Genomic DNA, 24,085 nt, shown 5'->3' on the forward strand with positions numbered 1-24,085 from the left:
CGCGTGGCCGTGCTCAACCGCTTCAGTCAGATCGGCCGGCCGCAGACCGTGCCGGTGGGTGCCGTGGCATGAGTCCGTCCGGGGTTGGGGTCAGGGCGTCTGCTCGTGGATTTGTGCAACAGAGCCGTCGTGAACTGCCGGGTAGGCAGCTCAGAAACCGACGATGATGCGGACGCGGCGGCGAATCATGTGAACTGCCGGGTAGGCAGCTCAGAAAAGGGATAGCGGCAGCGAGTGCCCCGACGATGAGTGAACTGCCGGGTAGGCAGCTCAGAAAAGAGTGCGCCGATCACGCGCAGCGCGTCGCACGTGAACTGCCGGGTAGGCAGCTCAGAAAACGCACGGAAGCCCCCCTTCGGGGTGTGTCTGGTGAACTGCCGGGTAGGCAGCTCAGAAATGCGCCAGCGCAGTGAGTTGCGGCAGCAGTGTGTGAACTGCCGGGTAGGCAGCTCAGAAATGACCGCGGCTCGGACCATGCTCACCGGGCGAGTGAACTGCCGGGTAGGCAGCTCAGAAACCATGCGCTCGACGATGGTCAGATCGCCGTCGGTGAACTGCCGGGTAGGCAGCTCAGAAACGAGACGCTGGGCACGCTGTCCCGGCCCTGGGGTGAACTGCCGGGTAGGCAGCCCAGAAAACCGCCAGGCCCGCAGTCCAGACCATCACGACGTGAACTGCCGGGTAGGCAGCTCAGAAATCGTCGAGCGGCACCTGGGCGTCATCAGTGGCGGTGAACTGCCGGGTAGGCAGCTCAGAAATATGAGCTACAGACGGGCGAGGTGGTGACGCAGTGAACTGCCGGGTAGGCAGCTCAGAAAGTGCGCGCAGCCGGCCCGCAGACCCCAGAGATGTGAACTGCCGGGTAGGCAGCTCAGAAAATCGAGCACGGCGCCGAGGGCCTCGGGCACTGGTGAACTGCCGGGTAGGCAGCTCAGAAAGGGAACATCTTGCGGATCGCGTCGAGCTGATCGTGAACTGCCGGGTAGGCAGCTCAGAAATTGTATTCCCAGGCTTTGACCGCTGCGTCCGCGTGAACTGCCGGGTAGGCAGCTCAGAAATCTTGGTGGAGGTTTGCGGTACTGAAGGCACTGTGAACTGCCGGGTAGGCAGCTCAGAAAAGATCGTGCGGCTGATGGCCGAGAAGCGGTATGTGAACTGCCGGGTAGGCAGCTCAGAAAAGCTCGATCAGCGCGGCGATCTCGCGCGCACCGTGAACTGCCGGGTAGGCAGCTCAGAAATCCCATTCGCCGTTCCGCTGCTTGCAGCAGATGTGAACTGCCGGGTAGGCAGCTCAGAAATGCTGCTGGACCGCGATGTGCTGTCCATGTGCGTGAACTGCCGGGTAGGCAGCTCAGAAAGCAGGTCTGGCCGCACATCGCCGGGATCGCTGGTGAACTGCCGGGTAGGCAGCTCAGAAAAGGGGGACCATTCCGTTTTCTTCGATATTGTGGTGAACTGCCGGGTAGGCAGCTCAGAAACGGTGCATCGCAGTGCAGGTGGCTGGGCTGCTGTGAACTGCCGGGTAGGCAGCTCAGAAATGCACCTCCTCGGCGACGGCCAGACCCTTGAGGTGAACTGCCGGGTAGGCAGCTCAGAAATCGCGTCCTGGATCGTGAGCTGATCGCCGATCGTGAACTGCCGGGTAGGCAGCTCAGAAAACAACCACCCCCAATCCGGTGGAGTCACGTCAGTGAACTGCCGGGTAGGCAGCTCAGAAAGCCCGAAGGGCTGCGGCCCGTAGGGCTGCCGGGTGAACTGCCGGGTAGGCAGCTCAGAAATGGTCTGTCGAGAGTCCGGCGCGGCGGGCGGCGTGAACTGCCGGGTAGGCAGCTCAGAAAAAGCGCGCCTAGGGTCTGCAGCCCGAACCGCCGTGAACTGCCGGGTAGGCAGCTCAGAAATTCCAGGACTCAAGGGGTGGGTCCTCACCCGTGTGAACTGCCGGGTAGGCAGCTCAGAAATGCTCCACCCATGCCCCAGGCGGCGGGTTGGCGTGAACTGCCGGGTAGGCAGCTCAGAAAACAGCCGCTCTGCTGGCGCAGTGTGCATGTCCGTGAACTGCCGGGTAGGCAGCTCAGAAAGCCTGCAAGCCGCAGCGAGGGGACGCGGGCTCGTGAACTGCCGGGTCTTGACAGGTAGGCAGCTCAGAAAAGATCACCGAGGTACTGCAGCCCGAGGTCGCCGTGAACTGCCGGGTAGGCAGCTCAGAAAAGGACGGGGGCGGCAATGCGGGTTGACGAGGGGTGAACTGCCGGGTAGGCAGCTCAGAAAACCGACCCTGCGATGCGGTACGCCCCACCCCAGTGAACTGCCGGGTGGGCAGCTCAGAAAATGTCGATCGTCGTCTGGTGGTGCGCATTGCGGTGAACTGCCGGGTAGGCAGCTCAGAAAATGTCGTCGGTCGGCGCCGGAGTGCACGACACGTGAACTGCCGGGTAGGCAGCTCAGAAATGATCCGGGCGGCCGACATGCTCGATCTGCTGGTGAACTGCCGGGTAGGCAGCTCAGAAATGCTGCATGACGCCGATAACGCCACCTCGGTCGTGAACTGCCGGGTAGGCAGCTCAGAAAGCCGGGGCGCACAGTTATTCAAACGAGTCCAAGTGAACTGCCGGGTAGGCAGCTCAGAAAGCTTGTGTGCACATGGCCCGGCCCTCATTGGTGTGAACTGCCGGGTAGGCAGCTCAGAAATCACCGGGGACGACCTCAATCGCGTACTCGGAGTGAACTGCCGGGTAGGCAGCTCAGAAATCCTGCTGTTGATCGGCCTGGCCGGCGGGATCGTGAACTGCCGGGTAGGCAGCTCAGAAATCACAGCGATCCAATGCCAGCGCCGCAAACCTGTGAACTGCCGGGTAGGCAGCTCAGAAAAGCCCGGGCGCGGCCCTCCTGCAGCTGGAGGTGTGAACTGCCGGGTAGGCAGCTCAGAAAGATCAAGATGAAGCGCGCGACGCTATCTATGAGTGAACTGCCGGGTAGGCAGCTCAGAAAGCATTGTGCCCGGATCGGTCCTGATCGTCGAAGTGAACTGCCGGGTAGGCAGCTCAGAAAGACCGGCACCCGCACCGTGCGCCCCTCGTCGTGTGAACTGCCGGGTAGGCAGCTCAGAAAATCAGATCGCGATGTCCTGAGTGCGGATGCCGGTGAACTGCCGGGTAGGCAGCTCAGAAAAGACGGACCCAATCCGGTCGGCCGAGGTGGCTGTGAACTGCCGGGTAGGCAGCTCAGAAACGTGATCTTCGGGACCGTGTGGATCACTGGCCCGTGAACTGCCGGGTAGGCAGCTCAGAAAGCAGTGGCCGAGCGCGAGGCGGACGACGTGGCGTGAACTGCCGGGTAGGCAGCTCAGAAAGAGCCGGGGACGCCGGCCACATCGTCGCAGATGTGAACTGCCGGGTAGGCAGCTCAGAAAAGGCCGAGATCAGCGCGGATCTGCACCGCCTGGTGAACTGCCGGGTAGGCAGCTCAGAAATGGAGGTGACGCCAGCCCCGGGCGCGGCCCTTGTGAACTGCCGGGTAGGCAGCTCAGAAAATGGACGCCGCCAGCATCCCCAGCCGCAACGGGTGAACTGCCGGGTAGGCAGTTCAGAAACCCTCACCCGTGCATCATATTTGCCACGCGGGGTGAACTGCCGGGTAGGCAGCTCAGAAAAGGCAGACACCCACGGGAGACAGCACCATGACGTGAACTGCCGGGTAGGCAGCTCAGAAAAGCAGCTCGTGGCTCTGGCCGATGACCACATGGTGAACTGCCGGGTAGGCAGCTCAGAAATCGATGTCCGGAATGATCCGGTCCAGCAGCTTGTGAACTGCCTGTGAACTGCCGGGTAGGCAGCTCAGAAAGTGAGATTGGTGGGCGTGGATTGAAACTACGTGTGAACTGCTGGGTAAGCAGCTTGGAAAATAAAGCGGGGTGGCAGGGATTGAAATTTGGATGTCTGCGTGGGCTCTCGCCTGCGCGAGGGTGACGGCGCTGTCAGCGTGACTGCGTCGCCACCTCACGTCACATCACCTCACCAGCGGCCTGACCGTGCTGAACCCCCCATCCACCGCGATCACCTGGCCGGTCAGCCGCGAGGCCTGGTCGCTCAGCAGCCAGGCGGCGGTGGCGGCCACGGTGTCGGCGCCCTGCACGCCGCCGAGCGGGTACTGGCGCGCGGCGGCCTCGCGCATCGCCTCGACCTTGAGCATCGGGGCGGTCATCGGCGTCTCGGTCATGCCGGGCGCGACCACGTTGATGCGCAGGCCGGCCGGCGCGTAGGTGGCCGCCGCGCTGCGCGCCAGGGCCTCGACGCCGCCCTTGGCCGCGGCGATCGCCTCATGGTTGGCCACGCCGATGCGCGCCACCACCGAACTGCACAGCACCGCCGCGCCGGGCTGGCCGGCCGCGCGCAGCGCCTCGATCCAGGCGCCGAGCATGAAGACCGCGCTGTCGAGGTTGACGCGGCGCAGCTCGGACCACTGCTCGGCGCGGGTGCGGTGCAGCGGCGCGATCAGCGTGCTGCCGACGCAGTGCGCCAGCCGCTGCGGCGCCTGGCCGAAGGCCTCCTGGCAGGCGGCCACCGCGAGCTGTGCGCCCTCGGGCGTGGTGGTGTCGGCGGCGATGCGCAGATCGGCCTCGACCGGCTGCAGGGCGCCGGCATCGCGCCCGACCGCGGCCACCCGCAGGCCGTCGGCCTTCAGGCGGCGGCACAGCTCACGGCCGATGCCACCGCGCGCGCCGGTCACCAGCACGACGGGGGGGAGGGAGGACGGGGTAGGCGACGGGGTCGGCATCAGGGTCTCCTGGAACGGGACAGACAAGGGAAAAGACGGGATCCGCCGGCGACAGTTCGCGCCCGACCCGGGTCCACCACTGGGAAAAGGAATCGCAGGGCCGCGCGATGTGCGGGAACAGCCGCGGCGCGGGGCGCAGATCGGTCGCCAGCGCCTCCAGCGCCGGGCGCAGATGCGGGTCGTCGCGGGCATGCACCCGGCGCGCGTCGCGCAGCAGCGCACGCCACTGCGCCAGTGGCGCCAGTGCGCAGTGCGGCGCGAGCTGGCGCAGCCGGGGCATCACGAAGTTCCAGCGCGCGGCGCTCCAGGGCCGCGCCCGGTGGGTCTCGGCCACCAGCAGTCCGACCACCACCGTGCCGGCCGGCAGGTCGGCGGGCGGGTCGCCCAGCGCCCACGGGTGCGCCAGCCAGACCTCGCGGCCGCGCACCTGCTCGTGCAGTTCGGCGCCGATGCGGGTGGGGATGCCGTCCGACGGCTCGGCCTGCAGTGCCGGCTCGGGAAGACCCTCGGCATCCGGCCGGGGCCGGGTGCGCACCGGTGTCGGGCTGCGTGCGATGCGCTCCAGGCTGTCGTAGTCGGTGTCGAGCACGCTGCCCGGGCTGTGCCACTCGGGCGGCGCATGGCGGGCGATGTTCTCGGCGTTGAAGAGATAGGGCTTGCGGCTGCCGGTGGCGGCCACCCATTGCCAGCTCAGGTGGTTGCTGGCCAGATCGCCGTCAAGCAGGCGCGGCCACAGCCAGTCGGCGCCGGCGCGCCAGTGCACCTTGCGCAGATGCACCAGATAGCTGGCCAGCCACAGCCGCGCATGGTTGTGCAGATGGCCGCTGGCGTGCAGCTCGCGCACCGCGCGGTCGATCACCGGCACGCCGGTGCGCGCCTGGCGCACATCGTCGGGCACCGCGTCGGCATAGGCGGCGCCCGGCAGCACGCCCTCATGCAGCGAGCGCAGGATCGCGTCGCCGCGGTGGTGCCAGACATGGCGGAAATACTCGCGCCAGCCCAGCTCCATCACCAGCCGGTGCTGCAGGCCGATCGGCGTGCGGCGCCCGGCCGCCGCGTGGGCGGCGATGGCGCCGGCCAGCACCTCGGCGGGCGTGACGATGCCGTGCGTGATCCACGGCGACAGGCCGGTCACCGCGCCGTCCAGCGCATTGCGGGTGCGGGCATAGGCTTCGGCATCGATCGCGGCGATGCGGCGCAGGGCCTCAGGCCGGCTGGGGTCGGGGCTGGTCATGCCGGCTGTTCCTGGCGATGAAGGTCGGCCGGGGCGGGCCGCTCGCGCAGCAGCGGACGCGGCGGTTCGCGGCCGATGCGCTCGGCCAGATCCAGGCCCGACAGCGCCGCCAGCTCGACCGTGCCGCCGCCCAGGAAATCGCCGCAGACGCCCAGGCCCAGCTCGGCATCCCACCAGCAGCTCGGGCCGGCGCGCAGCAGCGGGCGAGGGCGGCTGTACAGCCAGCGATGCGCCATCGCGACATGCACCGGCAGGTCGCCGCCGGGATTGACCTCGGCGCGCAGCGCGTCGAGCAGCCGCGCCACGATCTGCTCGGGCCGCTCGTCGCGGTGCGCCTGCGACCATTCCGGGCGGGCCTGCACCACCCAGCAGGCCCGCCCCGGGCGGAGTCGCCGTCCCGGCTTGTGGTCGTCGCGCAGCAGCAGCGCGATCGGGCCATGCGCCGGGCGCAGCAGCGAGGCCGGCCAGGCGGGCGGCTCGTCCGTCTCGGCCATCAGCGTCCAGCAGGGTTCCATCTCGACCTGCCGGGCGTCTTCGGCCCAGTCGGGCCGATGGGCCTGCAGCAGCACCGCGGCCTGCTGCGGCGGCATCGCCAGCACCACCGCATCATGGCTGCGCGGCAGCAGCGGCTGTTCGCCCAGCTGCAGGCGCCAGCGCCGCGGCGCGCTCTCCGGTGCGGTCGTGTGCTGCGGCTGCGCATGCAGCGCGCTCACCGCTTGGCCGAGCTGCAGCGGCAGCGTGCCGACCAGCTGGCGCACCATCTCGTTCATGCCCGGCACCGCTACCCAGCGCACCGGGTCCGCACCGTCCGGGCGCTGCGCCCGCCACGGCGCCAGCCAGCCGGCCTGGGCGCCCCGCCGGATCCAGGGCTGCAGGGCCAGCGAGTGGCTCTCGAAGCCAGTGGCGCCATGGTCGAAGTGCAGCGCCTGCGCGCCTTCGCCATGGCGCCGGGTGGCCATGCGCCCGCCGGGGCCGCGCGCCTTGTCGAACAGCTCGACCTGCGCGCCGGCCTGCGCCAGGGCCTGCGCGCACAGCGCGCCGGACACGCCCGCGCCGATGACCGCAATCCGCGGCGTCCCGATGGAGGTGAGACAAGAAGAGGACATCGAAGGGCTCCGGAGGTTTCGTGACCGATCTGCACTGCATGATCGGCCGATGGGGCGTATCATGAACCCGCTTTGAAGCGATGCAAAATCGGTTCATCTGAATTCCTGGGTTTGTCTGTCCAAGTCATGCGGGTCAAGTCGAGGACGAATCGGAGACAAGCGATGGAAGCGATCCAGACCAGAAAGGTGATCAACATGAACACAGCCCTCTTTCACGGCGAACCGGTGTCCCGGGGCGATGACGCGGTGCCGCGCTTCCGCACTGCGGCGGTGGCCCGCATGACCGGCATCGCGGTGGCGACCCTGCGGGTGTGGGAGCGGCGCTACCGCATCGTCGCGCCGCCGCAGTCGGTGTCGGGCCACCGGCTGTATTCCTCGGCCGATGTGCGCCGGCTGGGCATGATCCGGTCGCTGGTCGAGCAGGGCCATGCGATCGGCACGCTGGCGCCGCTGGCCGAGCCGGCGCTGCAGGAGCTGCTGGTGAACGGACAGACGGCGCCGGCCGCGACCGAGCCGGCCGCCTCGCGCCTGTCGGCCCGGCCGCGCGGCGAGCCGGCGCCGCGTGCGCGGGCGCTGGTGGTGTGCGGCGGCGGGCGCACCCTGCCGGCGGTGCTGGCCGCGCAGCTCGGCGCGCTGCCGGGCGAGCACCGGCTGCTGGACTGGGCGGCGCAGTCGGCGCTGCCGCTGTCCCGGGGCGATCATGACCTGCTGGCCCTGGAGATCGACACGCTGCATCCGGACGGGGTCGAGCGCCTGCTGGCCCTGCAGCGCGAGCAGGTCGCGCGCGAGGTGGTGGTGGTCTACGGCTTCGGCTCGGACCGTCTGGTGCAGCGCCTGCGCGAGGCGGGCGTGTCGGTCTGGCGCGGCCCGCTCGGGCGCGCCGAGATGGCCCGGCTGCTGCGCGCCACGCTGCTCGAGCTGGCCGGCGCCGAGACCCGCTGGCCTCAGGAGCCGGCCGACCCGCCGGTGGCCGCGCAGCCGGCGCTGTCGCCCGAGGCGCTGGCGCGTGCCGCCCGCCTGACCAGCCGGGTGCTGTGCGAATGTCCGCGCCATCTGGCCGAGCTGATCCAGCTGCTGGGCGACTTCGAGGACTACAGCGCCCGCTGCGCGGTCGACACCCCGGCCGACCGGCGCCTGCATGACGAGCTGGGCCGCACCGCGGCGCTGGCACGCCAGCGCTTCGAGCAGGCGCTGCGCCGCATCGCCGCCGAGGAGGGCTGGCAGCTCGATGCCGATCGGGTGCTGGAATGAGAGCGGCCGGCGTGCGCTGCCAAGGGCTTGCTGATGAAGGCGCGATGAAGCGCCGGGTCGGCACGGGTTCGCCCGGGGACCGCTGCGGTGCTCACCCGCTACGCTGTGCGCACCTTCCACTTCCGTGATGGACATCGCGATGACAGCAGGTCGCTTCGAGCTTCACCCGTCCGGCACCGGCAGCTTCCGCTTCGTGCTGAAGGCCGGCAATCACCAGGTCATCCTGAGCAGCCAGAGCTACGCCAGCCATGCGGCGGCGCTCGGCGGCATCGAGTCGGTGCGCACCAATGCGGCCTTGCCCGAGCGCTTCGACCGGCGCGAGTCCAAGGCCGGCGAGCCGTATTTCGTGCTGAAGGCCGGCAACGGCCAGATCATCGGCCAGAGCGAGATGTACTCGTCGGCGGCCGGCATGGAGAACGGCATCCTGTCGGTTGCGCGCAACGCACCCGAGGCCGAGCTGAAGGATCTGAGCGCGAGCTGAGCCCGGCGCTCGCCGCAAGGGCGCCTGCGCAGGCACAATCGCGGCCTTCCCGTCATCGGGGAGTAGCTGACCGGACCCTGTCCGGTGCCTCGCGTCAACATGCTTGTCCCTCACGGACATGGCGCGGGCAGCCCCCTCCGGGCCTGGCAAGACCGATGACCATGCAGCCTCCGGACGGGCCGGTGGTGCTGCATGGTCATCGCTGATCCTGCACCACCGGCCCCGGAGAACCACTGAATGGCCCTCGCCTTCGAACCCTTTCTCGTCTCGACCGGCATCGTCGCCCTGGGCGAGATCGGCGACAAGACGCAACTGCTGGCGCTGCTGCTGGCGGCGCGCTTCCGCCGCCCGGTGCCGATCATTCTCGGCATCCTGGCCGCGACCCTGCTCAACCATGCGCTGGCCGGACTGGTCGGCGACACGGTGGCCCGGCTGCTCGGGCCGGATGTGCTGCGCTGGGTCATCGGCCTGTCCTTTCTGGCGATGGCCGGTTGGATGCTGGTGCCCGACGAGATCGACGAGGCCGAGGCCGAGGCGGGTCGATTCGGGGTCTTCGGCACCACGGTGGTCGCCTTCTTCCTGGCCGAGATGGGCGACAAGACCCAGATCGCCACGGTCGCGCTGGCGGCGCGCTACACCGAGCTGATCCAGGTGGTCTGCGGCACCACGCTGGGCATGATGCTGGCCAATGTGCCGGCGGTGCTGATCGGCGAAAAGGCCGCGACCCGGCTGCCGATGCGGCTGGTGCACGGCATTTCCGCGGCCATCTTCGCGGTGCTGGGCGTGATGACGCTGTTCAATGTCGGCCGGATGCTCTGACTGCTCTGGCGCTGCAGGCTGACGCTGCATTCGCGCGCCGGGCCGGAAATCCGATTGCCTGGCCGGTGGCCGTGACGGATTGCCGGACCCGGCACGCGTCGCTCGGTCCCGGTCGGCCCTGCCTTTCGTTGGCAGGCTGGAGCGACGGCGGCCTCGTCACGGGCTGGCACGAGTCATGCTCTGTTCTGGTGCAATGAACGACGCGAAGATCCCCGACCTTTCGAGCCCCGGCCGCCTGACGGTCCGTGTGCGCGTGGGTGCGGCCCTGCTGCTGGCGCTGGCGCCGATGCTGGCGCTGGCCCAGCCGCGCCCGGCGCCGGAGCAGTCGCTGCCGGAGTCGGAAACCCTGCGCCGCATCGTCGAGACCGGCACGATCAGCCTCGGGCACCGCGAGTCCTCGGTGCCGTTCTCGTACTACGACGGCCGCAAGCGGGTGGTCGGCTACTCGCATGAGCTGATGCTGCGGGTGGTCGACAGCCTGAAGGCCGAGCTGAAGCTGCCGGCGCTGACGCTGCGCCTGGTGCCGCTGACCACCCAGAACCGCATTCCGCTGGTGCGCAACGGCACGGTCGACCTGGAGTGCGCCTCCACCACCCACACCGCGGACCGGGCGCGTCAGGTCGCCTTCTCGACCACCTTCTTCATCGCCGGCACCCGGCTGCTGGTGCGGCGCGGCTCGCCGATCCGCGACTTCTCCGATCTGGCTGGACGCTCCGCCGTGGTGACGGCCGGCACCACGTCCGAGCGCCTCTTGCGCACGCATGTCGAACGGCGCCGGCTCGAGGTGCGCATCGTGACCGTGCGCGACCATGAGGAGGCCTTCCTGGCGCTGGAGTCCGGCCGCGCCGAGGCCTTCATGATGGATGACGCGCTGCTGTATGGCGCGCGGGCCCGCGCGGTGCGCCCGGGCGACTGGGAGGTCGTGGGAACCCCGATGTCCCAGGAGGCCTACGCCTGCATGATGCGCCGGGGCGACCCGGCCTTCAAGGCGGCGGTCGACCGCGCGCTGGTGCGTCTGATGCAGTCCGGCGAGGCGATGCGCATCTACCAGCGCTGGTTCCAGGAGCCGATACCGCCTTGGGGTCTGAACCTGAACTGGCCGCCTTCGCCGGCGATGCTGCAGCTGCAGCGCAGCCCGAACGACCGGCCCCTGGGCTGAGGCCGCGGCCCCACCTCCAACCCTTTGCCCATTCACCCACCCATTCCACCCCTCCCACAAGGAAGAGCCATGAAGAAATCCTTCGTTCTCGTCGCGGCGCTGCTGGCCGCCGGTGTCGTGCAGGCCTCGGGCACCCTCGACAAGATCAAGTCGAGCGGCACGATCACGCTGGGCGTGCGCGAGTCCTCCGGTGCGCTCGGCTTCACGCTGGGTGACGGCAAGTATGTCGGCTTCCACACCGAGATGGCCGAGCGCATCTCCGGCGACCTGCGCAAGAAGCTGGGCCTGTCGTCGCTGACGGTCAAGTTCCAGCCGGTGACTTCGCAGAACCGCATTCCGCTGATCGAGAACGGCACGGTCGACCTCGAGTGCGGCTCCACCACCAACAACGCCGCCCGCCAGAAGCAGGTGTCGTTCGCGGTGACGACCTATGTCGAGGAAGTGCGCATCGCGGTCAAGGCGAACTCGGGCATCACCTCGATCTCGCAGCTCAACGGCAAGAAGGTCGCCACCACCACCGGCACGACCTCGGTGCAGCTGCTGCGCAAGCATGAGCGCGCCAACGGCGTGAACTTCGAGGAAGTCTTCGGCAAGGACCATGCCGACAGCTTCCTGCTGCTGGAGTCGGGCCGCGCCGACGCCTTCGTGATGGACGGCCAGATCCTGGCGGGAAGCATCGCCAAGGCCAAGAATCCGAAGGACTTCCGCATCGTCGGCGAGGTGCTCAATGTCGAGCCGATCGCCTGCATGCTGCGCAAGGACGACCCGGCGTTCAAGACCGCGGTCGACGACAGCATCAAGGGCATGATCAAGAGCGGCGACCTGGCCAAGCTCTATGACAAGTGGTTCATGCAGCCGATCCCGCCGGCCAATGCTCCGGTGGGTCTGCCGCTGTCGGAGGCCACCAAGGCGGCCTGGGCCAACCCCAACGACAAGCCCGCCGAAGAGTACGCGAAGAAGTGAGATGAAGGCACCGGATGACCCGCAGGGTCATCCACAGCGGACGGGCCGCGACATGCGGCCCGTCCGCCTTGGACGACGAGGAGAATCAATTGGCTGACTGGGACTGGCAGGTCTTCTGCAGGGACACGATCGACGGCGAGGCCCGCCCGAGCTGCTTCGGCGCAGGCGGTGACATCACCTATCTCGACTGGATGCTCTCGGCCTGGGGCTGGACGGCATCGGTCTCGCTGCTGGCGCTGGCGGTGGCGATGCTGTTCGGCTGCTTGATGGGCATCCTGCGCACCACGCCCAGCCGCGGGCTGGTGCTGCTGGGCGATGCCTGGACGGAGCTGTTCCGCAACATTCCGGTGCTGGTGCAGGTCTTTCTCTGGTACTTCGTCGTGCCCGAGCTGGTGCCGGCGCTCAAGCAGATTCCCAGCTTCCTGCTGGTGGTGCTGGGCCTGGGATTCTTCACCTCGGCGCGGGTGTCCGAGCAGGTCAAGGCCGGCATCCAGAGCCTGCCGCGCGGCCAGCGCATGGCCGGCCAGGCGCTGGGCCTGACGCTGCCGCAGACCTACCGCCATGTGCTGCTGCCCTCGGCGCTGCGCATCGTCATTCCGCCGCTGACCAGCGAGAGCATGGGCATCGTCAAGAACTCGTCGGTGGCCTTCTCGGTCTCGGTGGCGGAGCTGACGATGTTCGCCCGCCAGGCCCAGGAGGAGACCTCGCGCGGCATCGAGATCTATCTGGCGGTGACGGCGCTCTACTTCATCACCTCGATCCTGGTCTACCAGGTGGCCCGGCTGATCGAGCAGCGCCTGCGCATTCCCGGCACGATCGGCGCCGGCAAGTGAGCGGCAGCAAAGGCTTCCCATGCAACTCGACTTTTCCTTCCTGAGCGGCGAGGTCATCGCCACCTACGTCACCAAGGGCTTCCTGTTCTCGCTGCAGCTCACGCTGGTGGCGATGGTCGGCGGCATCGTGCTGGGCACGCTGCTGGCGCTGATGCGGCTTTCCGGCAAGCCCTGGCTGGCCGGGCCGGCCGCGGCCTATGTCAACACCATGCGCTCGATCCCGCTGGTGATGGTGATCCTGTGGTTCTTCCTGCTGATCCCGCTGATGATCGGCCGGCCGATGGGCGCGGAGGTCTCGGCGCTGATCACCTTCACGCTGTTCGAGGCGGCCTACTATTCGGAGATCATGCGCGCGGGCATCCAGTCGGTGCCGCGCGGCCAGGTCTTCGCGGGCTACGCGATGGGCATGAGCTACCGCCAGACGATGCAGCTGGTCGTGCTGCCGCAGGCCTTCCGCAACATGATCCCGGTGCTGCTGACGCAGACCATCATCCTGTTCCAGGACACCTCGCTGGTCTACGCCATCGGCGCCTACGACATGCTCAAGGGCTTCGAGATCGCCGGCAAGAACTTCAACCGCCCGGTCGAGACCTACATCGTCGCGGCCCTGATCTATTTCGTCATCTGCTTCTCGCTGTCGATGCTGGTCAAGCACCTGCAGAAGAAGATCGCCATCATTCGCTGAATTAGCTGAAATTCGCTGAATTCCTGATCGAGGACTCCCATCGTGATCGACATCAAGAACGTCTCCAAGTGGTACGGCAGCTTCCAGGTGCTGACCGACTGCACCACCTCGATCCAGAAGGGCGAGGTGGTCGTCGTCTGCGGCCCCTCGGGCTCGGGCAAGTCCACGCTGATCAAGACCGTCAATGCGCTCGAGCCCTTCCAGAAGGGTGACATCGTCGTCGACGGCATCTCGATCGCCGACCCGAAGACCGACCTGCCCAAGTTGCGCTCGCGCGTGGGCATGGTGTTCCAGCACTTCGAGCTGTTCCCGCACCTGTCGGTGACCGAGAACCTGACGCTGGCGCAGATCAAGGTGCTGGGCCGCTCCAAGGACGATGCGGTCAAGCGCGGCCTGAAGATGCTCGACCGCGTCGGGCTGATGGCGCACAAGGACAAGTTCCCGGGCCAGCTCTCCGGCGGCCAGCAGCAGCGCGTGGCGATCGCGCGCGCGCTGTCGATGGACCCGATCGTGATGCTGTTCGACGAGCCGACCTCGGCGCTCGACCCGGAAATGGTCGGCGAGGTGCTCGACGTGATGGTGCAGCTGGCCAACGAGGGCATGACCATGATGTGCGTGACCCACGAGATGGGCTTCGCGCGCAAGGTCAGCCACCGGGTGATCTTCATGGACAAGGGCCAGATCATCGAGGACTGCCGCAAGGACGAGTTCTTCGGCAATCCGGATGCCCGCTCGCCGCGCGCCAAGGAGTTCCTGTCGAAGATTCTCGGCCACTGAGGCCCGCGTCGGGCTTGATCTCGGGCTCTGCTCCGTCCCGGCTGTTCGGGCCGCGCCGTCCGCTGTGGCCGGCGGTGCGCCAGCTCGCCGGCGTGCTGCTGGCGCTGCTGACGGTGCTGGCGGCCGGCTGGAGCGGCTTCGTGCTGAGCGAGCGCCACGGCCTGGCGCTGCTGCGCGACGATGCCGACCACCGGCTGGACCTGTTCGCCTCGGCCGCGCAGGGCGCGATCCGCCGGCTCGAGCATATTCCGGCCACCATCCAGCTCAACCGCGAGGTCCAGGCGCTGCTGCTCGAGCCGCATCATGCGCTGCGGGTCAGCGCGGCCAACAGCTATCTGCGCCGGCTCAATGCGCACCTGGGCAGCCTGGCGGTGTTCGTGCTCGACGAGCGCGGCATCGTGGTGGCCACCAGCAGCGACCAGGCCGGCGACGACAGCCAGCTCGGCGAGGATCTCTCCTTCCGCCCCTATTTCCAGGAGGCGCTGTCAGGCCAGGTCGGGCGGCATTTCGCCATCGGTGCACGCACCCACCAGCCGGGCTATTTCGTCTCGCATCCGATCCGCGACGGCGCGCGGGTGCTGGGCGTGGCCACCATCAAGATCAGCCTCGAGCCGATCGAGCAGATGTGGGAGATGCTCGGCGCACCGGCGCTGCTGACCGACACCAACCGGGTGGTCATCCTGTCGTCGCGTCCGGAGTGGCGCTACACCACGCTGAGCGATCCGACACTGGAGCAGCGCGTCGAGATGCAGATCACCCGGCTCTACGACGAGCAGCCGCTGCCGCGCTTCCCGGTGCCGCTGCGCCTGGCCGATGCCGAGAGCGGCGACGGCGACGAGGACAGCGAGGGCAGTGCGGGCATCGAGGCCAGCAGGGAAGTCGACGATGTGCTGCCGCCGGGCCTGCTGCCGCCCGAGGACGGTCAGCGCCCGGTGCGCACCCGCGTGCTGGTACTCGGACGGGCGCTCGACGGCATGGACTGGCGGCTGATGATCTTCCCGGACCTGCGGGTGGTGCGCAACCAGGCGGTGCTGCACAGCATGCTGTCGGCGGTGGCGGTCGGCTTCGTGCTGCTGCTGACGCTGTTCCTGAACCAGCGCCGGCGCAGCATGCGCGAGAAGCTCGAGGCCAAGCAGCTGCTCGAGCGCGCCAATGCCGAGCTCGAGCACAAGGTCGCCCGCCGCACCCGGGCGCTGACCGAGACCAATGCCCGGCTGCGCCGCGAGATCGCCGAGCGCGAGCAGGCCGAGCGCACGCTGCGCGAGGCCCACGACGAGCTGGTTCACGCCGGGAAGATGGCCGCGCTGGGCCAGCTCGCCACCGGCATCACGCATGAGCTGGCGCAGCCGCTGGGCGCGATCCGCACGCTGGCGGGCAATGCGGTCGAGTTCCAGCGCCGCGGCGACCAGAAGGCGGTGTCGGGCAACCTGGGCATCATCACCCGGCTGGCCGACCAGATGGGTCAGATCATCCAGCCGCTCAAGGGCTTCGCGCGCAAGTCGGCCGCGGTGCCGGCGGCCACCGATGTGGCCCATGCGGTGGCCAATGCGCTCTTCCTCTACGACCAGCGCCTGCGCCGCGAGGGCGTGGAGGTGCGCAATCTGTGCGTGCCCGGCGAGGTGGTCGCCTGGTGCGATCCGAACCGGCTCGAGCAGGTGCTGATCAACCTGATCGGCAACGCCGCCGACGCGATGAAGGACAGCCCGGTGCGACGCCTGCTCATCTCGGCCGGACCGGATGCCGCGGCCCGGGACGGCGAGCCGCCGCTGCGCCTGGATGTGGTCGACAGCGGACCCGGCGTGCCGGAGTCGGTGCGTGCCCGGCTGTTCGAGCCCTTCTTCACCACCAAGGAGGCGGGCGTCGGCCTGGGTCTGGGCCTGGCGATCTCGCGCGACATCGTGCGCGAGTTCCACGGCGAACTCGAGGCGAGCAACCACCCGGAAGGTGGTGCATGCTTCACGCTGCGGCTGCCGCTGCCCCCGGGCGAGGCGGCGTCCGACCCCGACACGGTCTCGCCTTCCATTTCCTGACCCCATGACCCGCGAACTCTCCGTTCTTGTCGTCGAGGACGACTTCCACATGCAGCTCGGCTGCGTCCAGGCGCTGCAGCTTGCCGGCCTGTCGGTCGAGGCGGTCGATTCGGCCGAGCAGGCGATGGGCCTGATCACGCCGGGCTTTGCCGGCGTGATCGTCACCGACATGCGCCTGCCCGGCGCCGACGGCCTGTCGCTGGTGCGCCACTGCCACGGGCTGGACGCGGACCTGCCGGTCATCATGATCACCGGCCACGGCGACGTGACGCTGGCGGTCGAGGCGATGCGCAGCGGCGCCTACGACTTCATCCCCAAGCCCTTCTCGCCGGAGCTGCTGGTCGAGGTGGTGCGCCGCGCCATCGAGAAGCGCAGCCTGACGCTGGAGGTGGCCACGCTGCGCGCGGCGCTGGCCGGCCGCGACGGGCTGGAGGGCAAGCTGGTCGGGCGCTCGCCGCAGATCCAGCGGGTGCGCCGGCTGATCTCGGAGGTCGCCGGCTCGCCGGTCGACATCCTGATCCACGGCGAGACCGGCACCGGCAAGGAGGTGGTGGCGCGTGCGCTGCACGACTTCTCCGGCCGCCGCGCCGGGCCCTATGTGGCGCTGAACTGCGGCGGCGTGCCCGACAGCCTGCTCGACAGCGAGCTCTTCGGCCACGAGCAGGGCGCCTTCACCGGCGCGCAGAAGCGCCGCATCGGCAAGATCGAGCATGCCGACCGCGGCACGCTCTTTCTCGACGAGCTGGAATCCATGCCGCTGCCGATGCAGATCAAGCTGCTGCGGGTGCTGCAGGAGCGCGAGATCGAGCGCCTGGGCTCGAACCAGCCGCTGCGGGTGGATGTGCGGGTGGTGGCCGCGACCAAGGATGACCTGATCGCACGCGCGCAGGCTGGCAGCTTCCGCTCCGACCTGTACTACCGGCTGAACGTGGTCACCATCGAGCTGCCGCCGCTGCGCGAGCGCCGCGAGGACATTCCGGTGCTGCTCGACCATTTCATGGTGCTGGCGGCCAGCCGCTTCAACCGCCCGCCGCCGAACGTCACCACCGAGCAGATGCACCGGCTGATGGCGCACCACTGGCCCGGCAATGTGCGCGAGCTGCGCAATGCGGCCGACTGCCTGGTGCTGGGCGTGCGCAAGGACGATCTGCTCGGCCCGCCGCCGGTCGAGGCGTCCGAGCCCGGCGAGGGCGCGGGCGAGGAGGGCCTGTCGCTGGCCGACTCGGTCGACAGCTACGAGCGCAGCCTGATCGCCGCCGAGCTGCGCCGCCAGCAGGGCAACATCGCCCGCACCGCCAAGGCGCTGCGCGTGCCCAAGACGACGCTCAACGACAAGATCCGCAAGCACCGGCTTCAGGCCGGGGAGTGAGCCCGGCCACGAACAGGTCGATCGCCGCGAAGGCGTCGCGCAGCTCGTCCGGGCCGGTCGGCGTCGAGGTGGCCCGCGACAGCAGGCCGTCGATCAGCGCGATCATCGCCACCGAGGCGGCGCGGCTGTCGAGCCGGGCCTCGAAGTCGCCCTCGGCCTGACCGCGGCGCACGATCGCCTCGGCCTCGGTGCGGAACGCTTCCATCGCCTCCAGGTGGCGCTCGAGGGCGGTGCGCATCTCCTCGCTGTACTCGGTGCGGTGGATCGCGATGGTGAAGACCCGCCGGGTGCGCTCGTCCTCCATCATGCGCTCGAGCGGCTGGCGCGCGAACTCGCGCAGCGCCTGCGCCGCATCCGCCTGGGTGTCGAGCATGCAGGCCTCCTCGCAGGGCAGCCAGACCCGCTCCATCATCGCGTTGAACAGGTCGGCCTTGTCCTGGAAGTGCCAGTAGATGGCGCCGCGGGTCAGCCCGGCCGCCTCGGCGATGCGCTGCAGCGAGGTGCGTGTCACGCCCTCGCGCAGGAATACTTCCTCGGCGGTGTCGAGCAGCCGGGATCGGGTCTCCGCCGCTTCTTCTTTCGTTTTCCTGACCATGCTTCTTGGTCTCCTTGTGGGGCGCGGATGGTATGCCGGAACGGGCCAGGCCCGTGCATCCGGCCTTGCGGCATTCAACATACATTCGTGATTGTATGTATGATGCGGCCATCCCGACCGATCTCAAGACGTCTCCGACGTTCTCTCCGACATGAATTCACGCATGAGTTCTCATCTTCCCCATGCCCGCTCGGCCCTGACGCTGGCGGTGGCCTTGCTGGCCGCGCTGGCGCTGAGCGCCTGTGGCGGTGGTGACAAGGCCGCAGGTGCCGCGCCCGGTCCCGGTGCTGGCGCGGCACCGCCGCCCCCGGCCGTGGGCGTGCTGACGGTCAAGGCCGAGCCGGTGGCGATCGACACCGAGCTCTCCGGCCGGCTGGAGGCCTGGCGCACCGCCCAGGTGCGGGCACGGGTGGCCGGCGTGGTCGGCAAGCGCCTGTTCACCGAGGGCAGCGAGGTCAAGGCCGGCCAGGCGCTGTTCCAGATCGATGACGCGCCCTACCGCGCCACGCTCGACAGCGCGCTGGCGGCGCAGACCAAGGCCGAGGCCAATCTGGCCCAGGCCCAGGCCAATCTGGCGCGCAACGAGCCGCTGGCCGCGGCCAAGGCGATCAGCCAGACCGAATGGGTGGCGACGCAGACCGCGCTGAAGCAGGCGCAGGCCGATGTCGCCACCGCCAAGGCGGCGGTCACCACCGCGCGGCTCAACGTCGACTACGCCCAGGTCCGGGCGCCGATCTCCGGCACCATCGGCCGTGCGCTGGTCACCGAGGGCGCGCTGGTCGGGCAGGGCGAGGTCACGCAGCTGGCGCTGATCCAGCAGACCGACCCGATGTATGTCAACTTCACCCAGTCCGCCGCCGAGGTGCTGCGGCTGCGCCGCGCGGTCGAGGCCGGCCAGCTCGGCCAGGGCGGCGGGCGTGGCGCCGAGGTGCGCCTGGTGCTCGACGACGGCAGCGAACATCCGCAGCCCGGCCGGCTGCTGTTCTCCGACCTGTCGGTCGATGCCACCTCCGGCCAGGTGACGCTGCGCGCCGAGGTGCCCAACCCCAAGGGCACGCTGCTGCCGGGCCTGTTCGTGCGGGTGCGCACCGCGCAGGCCGAGGCGCCGCGCGCGATGCTGCTGCCGCAGCAGGCGGTGACCCGCGGCAGCACCGGCGACACCGTGCTGGTGGTGGGCGAGGGCAACCTGCCCGCCCCGCGTCCGGTGAAGATCGGCGGCAGCCACGGCGCCAGCTGGGTGGTGCTCGACGGCCTGAAGGAGGGCGAGCGCGTCATCGTCGACGGCTTCCAGAAGATGAACCTGCGCACGCCGACGCCGGTCACGCCGGTGCCGTGGACGCCGCCGGTCGCCGCCGCGGCCCCCGCCGCCTCGGCGGCCAGCCGCTGATCGCCCAGGAGAGACGACACGATGTCTTCCCGATTCTTCATCGACCGGCCGATCTTCGCCTGGGTGATCACGCTGTTCATCCTGGTGCTGGGCGCAGCCGCGGTCACCAAGCTGCCGGTGGCGCAGTACCCGACGGTGGCGCCGCCGTCCATCATGATCTCGACCGCCTATCCGGGCGCCTCGGCGCAGGTGCTCGAGGACAGCGTGCTGGCGGTCATCGAGCAGGAGCTCAACGGTGCGCCCGGCCTGATCTACATGGAGTCGAGCGCCGACGCCAGCGGCGCGGGCTCGATCACCGTGACCTTCGAGCCGGGCACCGATGTCTCGATCGCGCAGATCGAGGTGCAGAACCGCCTGAGCCGCGCCACGCCGCGCCTGCCCTCGGCGGTGACGCAGCAGGGCGTGCGGGTCGACAAGGCGCGCTCGAACTTCCTGCTGTTCGTCATGCTCAGCTCGAAGAACCCGGCCTATGACCCGGTGGCGCTGGGCGACTATGCCGCGCGCAACATCCAGCCCGAGCTGCTGCGGGTGCCCGGCGTCGGCCAGGCCCAGCTCTTCGGCACCGAGCGCGCGATGCGGGTCTGGATCGATCCGGCCAGGCTGGTCGGCTACGGCCTGGGCACGGCCGAGGTGGTCAATGCGATCCGCACCCAGAACGTGCAGGTCTCGGCCGGCACGGTGGGCGGCACGCCCAATCCGGCCGCGCAGAGCTTCTACGCCACCGTCAGCGTCTCGGGCCAGTTCACCTCGGTGGAGGAGTTCGGCCGCATCCTGCTGCGCGCCAATGCCGACGGCTCGAGCGTGCGGCTGAAGGATGTCGCACGCATCGAGCTGGGCGGCCAGGCCTATGCCACCACCTCGCGCCTGAACGGGGTGACCGCCACCGGCATCGGCATCCAGCTCGCGCCCAGCGGCAATGCGCTGGCCACCGCCAAGGCGGTGCGCGCACGCATGGCCGAGCTGCAGAAGTTCATGCCCGAGGGCGTGAGCTACGAGGTGCCCTACGACAGCTCGAAGTTCGTCTCGGTCTCGATCGAGCAGGTGATCCACACGCTGCTCGAGGCGATCGCGCTGGTCTTCCTGGTCATGTTCCTGTTCCTGCAGAACTGGCGCTACACCATCATTCCGACCATCGTGGTGCCGGTGGCGCTGATGGGCACCTTCGGCGTGATGCTGGCTGCCGGCTTCTCGATCAACGTGCTGACGCTGTTCGGCATGGTGCTGGCGATCGGCATCCTGGTCGACGACGCGATTGTGGTGGTCGAGAACGTCGAGCGCATCATGGCCGAGGAGGGCCTGAGCCCGGCCGAGGCCACCCGCAAGGCGATGGGCCAGATCACCGGCGCCATCATCGGCATCACCGTGGTGCTGGTGGCGGTGTTCGTGCCGATGGCCTTCTTCAGCGGCTCGGTGGGCAACATCTACCGGCAGTTCTCGCTGTCGATGGTGGCCTCGATGCTGTTCTCGGCGCTGATGGCGCTGACGCTCACCCCCGCGCTGTGCGCCACGCTGCTCAAGCCGATCGAGGGCGGCCACCATGAGAAGAAGGGCTTCTTCGGCGCCTTCAACCGGGTGTTCAGCCGCACCACGCACAGCTATGAAGGGCTGGTGGCGCGCATCATCCGCAAGGCCGGGCGCTGGATGGTCATCTATGTCGCGGTGCTGGCGGCGGTGGGCTGGCTCTACACCCGGCTGCCGACCTCCTTCCTGCCCAACGAGGACCAGGGCTATCTGATCGTCAATGTGCAGCTGCCGCCGGGTGCCACCGTCAGCCGCACCGAGGCGGTGCTGCAGCAGGTCGAGGGCTTCTTCCTGAAGCAGCCCGAGGTCGACCGGGTGGTCGGCGTGACCGGCTTCAGCTTCTCCGGCTCGGGGCAGAACGCCGCGCTGGCCTTCGTGCCGCTGAAGGACTGGAGCGAGCGCCAGGGTCCCGAGCACAGCGCTCAGGCGCTGGCCGGCCGGGCCTTCGGCGCGATGATGCAGATCCGCGACGCCTTCGTCTTCCCGCTGTCGCCGCCGCCGATTCCGGAGCTGGGCAATGCCACCGGCTTCAGCTTCCGGCTGCAGGACCGCGCCGGCCAGGGCCATGAGGCGCTGCTGGCCGCACGCAACCAGCTGCTGGGCATGGCCGCGCAGAGCCCGGTCCTGGCGGGCGTGCGCCCCGACGGCCTGGAGGACGCGCCGCAGGTCAAGCTCGACATCGACCGCGAGAAGGCGGCTGCGCTGGGCGTGGGCTACGACAGCATCGCCTCGGTGCTGGCCACCGCCTTCGGCTCGACCTATGTCAACGACTTCCCCAACGCCGGCCGCCTGCAGCGGGTGATCGTGCAGGCCGACGCGCCGGCGCGCATGGCCCCTGAGGATCTGCTCAAGCTCAACGTGACCAACACGAAGGGCCAGCAGGTGCCGTTCTCGGCCTTCGCCAGCACCCGCTGGGTGACCGGCCCGGTGCAGACGGTGCGCTACAACGGCTATCCGGCGATGAAGATCTCCGGCGACGTGGCCCCGGGCCGCTCGACCGGCGAGGGTATGGCCGAGATGGAGCGTCTGGCCGCGCAGCTGCCCGCCGGCTTCGGCTTCGAGTGGACCGGCCAGTCCCGCGAGGAAAAGCTCTCGGGCTCGCAGGCGACCATCCTGCTGGCGTTCTCGATGCTGGCGGTGTTCCTGTGCCTGGCCGCGCTCTACGAGAGCTGGTCGATCCCGGTGGCGGTGCTGCTGGTGGTGCCGCTGGGCATCCTGGGCTCGCTGGCCGGGGTGTGGATGCGCGACATGCCCAACGATGTCTACTTCAAGGTCGGCCTGATCACCATCATCGGCCTGTCGGCGAAGAACGCGATCCTGATCATCGAGTTCGCCAAGGACCTGATGGCCGAGGGCAAGGGCCTGCTGGAGGCGACGCTCACCGCCTGCCACCTGCGTTTCCGTCCGATCATCATGACCTCGTTCGCGTTCATCCTGGGCGTGCTGCCGCTGGCGATCTCGACCGGCGCCGGCTCGGCCAGCCAGCGCGCGATCGGCACCGGCGTGATGGGTGGCATGATCACGGCCACCGTGCTGGCGGTGTTCCTGGTGCCGGTGTTCTTCGTCGTCATCCGCCGCCTGTTCCCGGGGGGGCACGACGTGCCGCATGCGCCGGGGCAGTTCAGCACGGTCGCCGATGCCGAACTGGCCGCCCTGCTGAAGGACGACAAGAAGTGACCGTCGACATGATCCCCCACATGATCTCCACGAAGCCGCGCTTCCTCTCCATGGGCTCGACGCTGGTGGCGGCGCTGGTGCTGGCCGGCTGCACCAGCCTGGCGCCGCGCCATGAGCGCCCGGCCGCCCCGGTGCCTGCCGAGCTGCCGCTGCCGGCCTCGCTGGCCGCCTCGGCCCCGGCCAGTGCCGCCTCCACCGCCTGGCCGGATTTCCTGCGCTCCGCGCCGCTGCAGCAGCTGGTGAAGCTGTCGCTGGAGCGCAACCGCGATCTGCGCCTGGCGGTGCTGAACGTGCAGCGTGCGCAGGCGCAGCTGGGCGTGACCCGTGCCGACCGGCTGCCCACCGTCGGTGCCGGCCTGACCCAGTCGGCCACGCCCAGCGGCGGCGGCACGGCGCGCAGCTACACCGCCGGCCTGCAGGTCAGCGGCTGGGAGATCGACCTGTTCGGTCGTCTGGCCAATCTGGGCGAGGCGGCGCAGGCCCAGGTGCTGGCCAGCGAAGCCGGCCGGCGCAGCGCCGAGCTGGCGCTGGTGGCGGGTGTGGCCTCGAGCTGGCTGACGCTGGCGGCCGACACCGATCTGCTGGCCAGCACCAGCCGGCTGGTCGAGAGCCGCGAGGCCTCGATGAAGCTGGCGCAGCTGCGTTTCGACAAGGGCGCAGCCTCCTCGCTGGAGCTGCAGTCGGCACGCCTGCTGCTGGAGCAGGCCCGCGCGGCCCGCGCGCAGCTGCAGCGTCAGCGCGACCAGGACCTGAACGCGCTGACGCTGCTGGCCGGCGGTCCGGTGCCGGCCGAGCTGCTGCCGACCGCCTCGACCTCGGCGATGGCGGGCGACACGCTCGCGCCGGTGCCGGTGGGGCTGTCCTCGCAGGTGCTGCTGCAGCGTCCGGACGTGATCGAGGCCGAGCAGCAGCTGGTGGCGGCCAGCGCCAACATCGGCGTGGCCCGCGCGGCCTTCTTCCCGCGCCTGACGCTGACCGCCAGCGCCGGTCAGGCCTCGACCTCGCTGTCGGACCTGTTCAGCGCCGGCCAGTTCGCCTGGACGATGAGCTCGCAGCTGCTGGCGACCGTCTTCGACGCCGGCCGCAACAAGGCCAATCTGGAGGGCGCGAAGATCGCCCGCGACATCGCGGTCGCCCAGTACGAGAAGGCGGTGCAGTCCGCCTTCCGCGACACCGCCGATGCGCTGGCCGGTCTGGACACCTGGCGCGACCAGCTCGCCGCGCAGCAGACCCAGCTCGACGCGATCCGCGAGACCGTCCGCCTGACCGACCTGCGCTACCAGAACGGCGCCGCCAGCGAGCTCGAGCGCCTCGACGCCCAGCGCAGCCTGCTGTCGGCCGAGCAGGCCCTGGTGCAGGTCCGCCTGGGCGAGCAGCTCAACCGGGTGGCGCTGTGGAAAGTGCTGGGCGGGTGAGCCGTTCCTC

At 69.2% G+C, this 24,085-nt stretch carries 17 protein-coding genes, 2 CRISPR repeat arrays and 1 riboswitch; of the genes, 13 read left to right on the top strand and 4 right to left on the bottom strand.

The window, feature by feature from the left end:
• Positions 1-129 precede the first annotated feature (129 nt).
• A CRISPR array of direct repeats spans positions 130-2,079; the repeat unit is 28 nt; unit sequence GTGAACTGCCGGGTAGGCAGCTCAGAAA.
• 101 nt (positions 2,080-2,180) lie between these two features.
• Positions 2,181-3,900: direct repeats of the CRISPR family, unit length 28 nt; unit sequence GTGAACTGCCGGGTAGGCAGCTCAGAAA.
• A 105-nt stretch (positions 3,901-4,005) separates the two neighbouring features.
• From HZU84_RS12915 to HZU84_RS12925, 3 genes are read right to left on the bottom strand one after another with little or no spacing between them, the layout of a single operon-like run.
• A complete protein-coding gene (locus HZU84_RS12915; RefSeq protein WP_149503661.1) occupies positions 4,006-4,773 on the bottom strand; it encodes an SDR family NAD(P)-dependent oxidoreductase in 768 nt (255 codons plus the stop codon).
• The gene (locus HZU84_RS12920; protein WP_149503660.1) at positions 4,694-6,007 is read right to left on the bottom strand and encodes an FAD-binding domain-containing protein; all 1,314 of its coding nucleotides are present in this window, start codon (positions 6,005-6,007) and stop codon (positions 4,694-4,696) included. Before HZU84_RS12920 ends, HZU84_RS12915 begins: the two co-directional genes overlap by 80 nt.
• Positions 6,004-7,113 carry an NAD(P)/FAD-dependent oxidoreductase gene (locus HZU84_RS12925; RefSeq protein WP_180692945.1) on the bottom strand — a complete coding sequence of 370 codons (1,110 nt, stop codon included), beginning with the start codon at positions 7,111-7,113 and terminating at the stop codon, positions 6,004-6,006. The genes HZU84_RS12920 and HZU84_RS12925 overlap by 4 nt, the downstream gene beginning before the upstream one ends.
• A gap of 195 nt (positions 7,114-7,308) precedes the next feature.
• On the opposite strand from HZU84_RS12925, the gene HZU84_RS12930 reads away from it, so the two are divergent.
• The 10 genes from HZU84_RS12930 (at position 7,309) to HZU84_RS12975 (ending at position 17,480) form a co-directional block, all read left to right on the top strand.
• Positions 7,309-8,364, top strand: a complete 1,056-nt coding sequence (locus HZU84_RS12930; RefSeq protein WP_180692946.1) for a MerR family transcriptional regulator — start codon at positions 7,309-7,311, stop codon at positions 8,362-8,364.
• Positions 8,365-8,503: 139 nt separating this feature from the next.
• Positions 8,504-8,845: a YegP family protein gene (locus HZU84_RS12935; RefSeq protein WP_149503657.1), complete on the top strand. Its 342-nt coding sequence runs from the start codon at positions 8,504-8,506 to the stop codon at positions 8,843-8,845.
• Between the two features lie 45 nt (positions 8,846-8,890).
• Positions 8,891-9,062: riboswitch (yybP-ykoY riboswitch) on the top strand.
• Between the two features lie 20 nt (positions 9,063-9,082).
• Positions 9,083-9,664, top strand: coding sequence for a TMEM165/GDT1 family protein (locus HZU84_RS12940; RefSeq protein WP_149503656.1), 582 nt, complete (start codon positions 9,083-9,085; stop codon positions 9,662-9,664).
• Between the two features lie 193 nt (positions 9,665-9,857).
• Complete coding sequence (locus HZU84_RS12945) at positions 9,858-10,823, top strand: transporter substrate-binding domain-containing protein (RefSeq protein ID WP_149503655.1); 966 nt, start codon at positions 9,858-9,860, stop codon at positions 10,821-10,823.
• Positions 10,824-10,892: 69 nt separating this feature from the next.
• Entirely contained in the window at positions 10,893-11,786 is an 894-nt protein-coding gene (locus tag HZU84_RS12950) for an amino acid ABC transporter substrate-binding protein (RefSeq protein WP_149503654.1), read from the top strand.
• A gap of 89 nt (positions 11,787-11,875) precedes the next feature.
• Positions 11,876-12,619: an amino acid ABC transporter permease gene (locus tag HZU84_RS12955; RefSeq protein WP_244954268.1), complete on the top strand. Its 744-nt coding sequence runs from the start codon at positions 11,876-11,878 to the stop codon at positions 12,617-12,619.
• 19 nt (positions 12,620-12,638) lie between these two features.
• Positions 12,639-13,304, top strand: coding sequence for an amino acid ABC transporter permease (locus HZU84_RS12960; RefSeq protein WP_149503652.1), 666 nt, complete (start codon positions 12,639-12,641; stop codon positions 13,302-13,304).
• A 42-nt stretch (positions 13,305-13,346) separates the two neighbouring features.
• The gene (locus HZU84_RS12965; RefSeq protein ID WP_037483544.1) at positions 13,347-14,081 is read left to right on the top strand and encodes an amino acid ABC transporter ATP-binding protein; all 735 of its coding nucleotides are present in this window, start codon (positions 13,347-13,349) and stop codon (positions 14,079-14,081) included.
• Between the two features lie 14 nt (positions 14,082-14,095).
• Complete coding sequence (locus tag HZU84_RS12970; protein WP_244954267.1) at positions 14,096-16,111, top strand: sensor histidine kinase; 2,016 nt, start codon at positions 14,096-14,098, stop codon at positions 16,109-16,111.
• 4 nt (positions 16,112-16,115) lie between these two features.
• Positions 16,116-17,480, top strand: a complete 1,365-nt coding sequence (locus HZU84_RS12975; RefSeq protein WP_149503651.1) for a sigma-54-dependent transcriptional regulator — start codon at positions 16,116-16,118, stop codon at positions 17,478-17,480.
• On the opposite strand, the gene HZU84_RS12980 is transcribed toward HZU84_RS12975, so the two are convergent.
• Entirely contained in the window at positions 17,437-18,075 is a 639-nt protein-coding gene (locus tag HZU84_RS12980; protein WP_180692947.1) for a TetR family transcriptional regulator, read from the bottom strand. The two genes, HZU84_RS12975 and HZU84_RS12980, sit on opposite strands and share 44 nt — an antisense overlap.
• A gap of 163 nt (positions 18,076-18,238) precedes the next feature.
• Here HZU84_RS12980 and HZU84_RS12985 point away from each other — a divergent pair, with 163 nt between their 5' ends.
• From HZU84_RS12985 to HZU84_RS12995, 3 genes are read left to right on the top strand one after another with little or no spacing between them, the layout of a single operon-like run.
• Positions 18,239-19,462 carry an efflux RND transporter periplasmic adaptor subunit gene (locus tag HZU84_RS12985; RefSeq protein ID WP_180692948.1) on the top strand — a complete coding sequence of 408 codons (1,224 nt, stop codon included), beginning with the start codon at positions 18,239-18,241 and terminating at the stop codon, positions 19,460-19,462.
• Between the two features lie 21 nt (positions 19,463-19,483).
• Positions 19,484-22,660 carry an efflux RND transporter permease subunit gene (locus HZU84_RS12990; RefSeq protein WP_149503648.1) on the top strand — a complete coding sequence of 1,059 codons (3,177 nt, stop codon included), beginning with the start codon at positions 19,484-19,486 and terminating at the stop codon, positions 22,658-22,660.
• Positions 22,661-22,680: 20 nt separating this feature from the next.
• Entirely contained in the window at positions 22,681-24,075 is a 1,395-nt protein-coding gene (locus HZU84_RS12995) for an efflux transporter outer membrane subunit (protein ID WP_149503647.1), read from the top strand.
• Positions 24,076-24,085 lie beyond the last annotated feature (10 nt).

Source organism: Sphaerotilus sulfidivorans, from assembly GCF_013426975.1.
Taxonomy (GTDB): Bacteria; Pseudomonadota; Gammaproteobacteria; order Burkholderiales; family Burkholderiaceae_C; genus Sphaerotilus; species Sphaerotilus sulfidivorans.

Excerpts from the sequence above, each read along its gene's own strand:
- HZU84_RS12935 (WP_149503657.1), top strand. The coding sequence starts at position 8,504 with ATGACAGCAGGTCGCTTCGAGCTTCACCCGTCCGGCACCGGCAGCTTC.
- HZU84_RS12990 (WP_149503648.1), top strand. The coding sequence starts at position 19,484 with ATGTCTTCCCGATTCTTCATCGACCGGCCGATCTTCGCCTGGGTGATC.
- HZU84_RS12920 (WP_149503660.1), bottom strand. The coding sequence starts at position 6,007 with ATGACCAGCCCCGACCCCAGCCGGCCTGAGGCCCTGCGCCGCATCGCC.
- HZU84_RS12960 (WP_149503652.1), top strand. The coding sequence starts at position 12,639 with ATGCAACTCGACTTTTCCTTCCTGAGCGGCGAGGTCATCGCCACCTAC.
- HZU84_RS12950 (WP_149503654.1), top strand. The coding sequence starts at position 10,893 with ATGAAGAAATCCTTCGTTCTCGTCGCGGCGCTGCTGGCCGCCGGTGTC.
- HZU84_RS12980 (WP_180692947.1), bottom strand. The coding sequence starts at position 18,075 with ATGGTCAGGAAAACGAAAGAAGAAGCGGCGGAGACCCGATCCCGGCTG.
- HZU84_RS12940 (WP_149503656.1), top strand. The coding sequence starts at position 9,083 with ATGGCCCTCGCCTTCGAACCCTTTCTCGTCTCGACCGGCATCGTCGCC.
- HZU84_RS12915 (WP_149503661.1), bottom strand. The coding sequence starts at position 4,773 with ATGCCGACCCCGTCGCCTACCCCGTCCTCCCTCCCCCCCGTCGTGCTG.
- HZU84_RS12995 (WP_149503647.1), top strand. The coding sequence starts at position 22,681 with ATGATCTCCACGAAGCCGCGCTTCCTCTCCATGGGCTCGACGCTGGTG.
- HZU84_RS12975 (WP_149503651.1), top strand. The coding sequence starts at position 16,116 with ATGACCCGCGAACTCTCCGTTCTTGTCGTCGAGGACGACTTCCACATG.
- HZU84_RS12925 (WP_180692945.1), bottom strand. The coding sequence starts at position 7,113 with ATGTCCTCTTCTTGTCTCACCTCCATCGGGACGCCGCGGATTGCGGTC.
- HZU84_RS12930 (WP_180692946.1), top strand. The coding sequence starts at position 7,309 with ATGAACACAGCCCTCTTTCACGGCGAACCGGTGTCCCGGGGCGATGAC.
- HZU84_RS12945 (WP_149503655.1), top strand. The coding sequence starts at position 9,858 with ATGAACGACGCGAAGATCCCCGACCTTTCGAGCCCCGGCCGCCTGACG.
- HZU84_RS12985 (WP_180692948.1), top strand. The coding sequence starts at position 18,239 with ATGAGTTCTCATCTTCCCCATGCCCGCTCGGCCCTGACGCTGGCGGTG.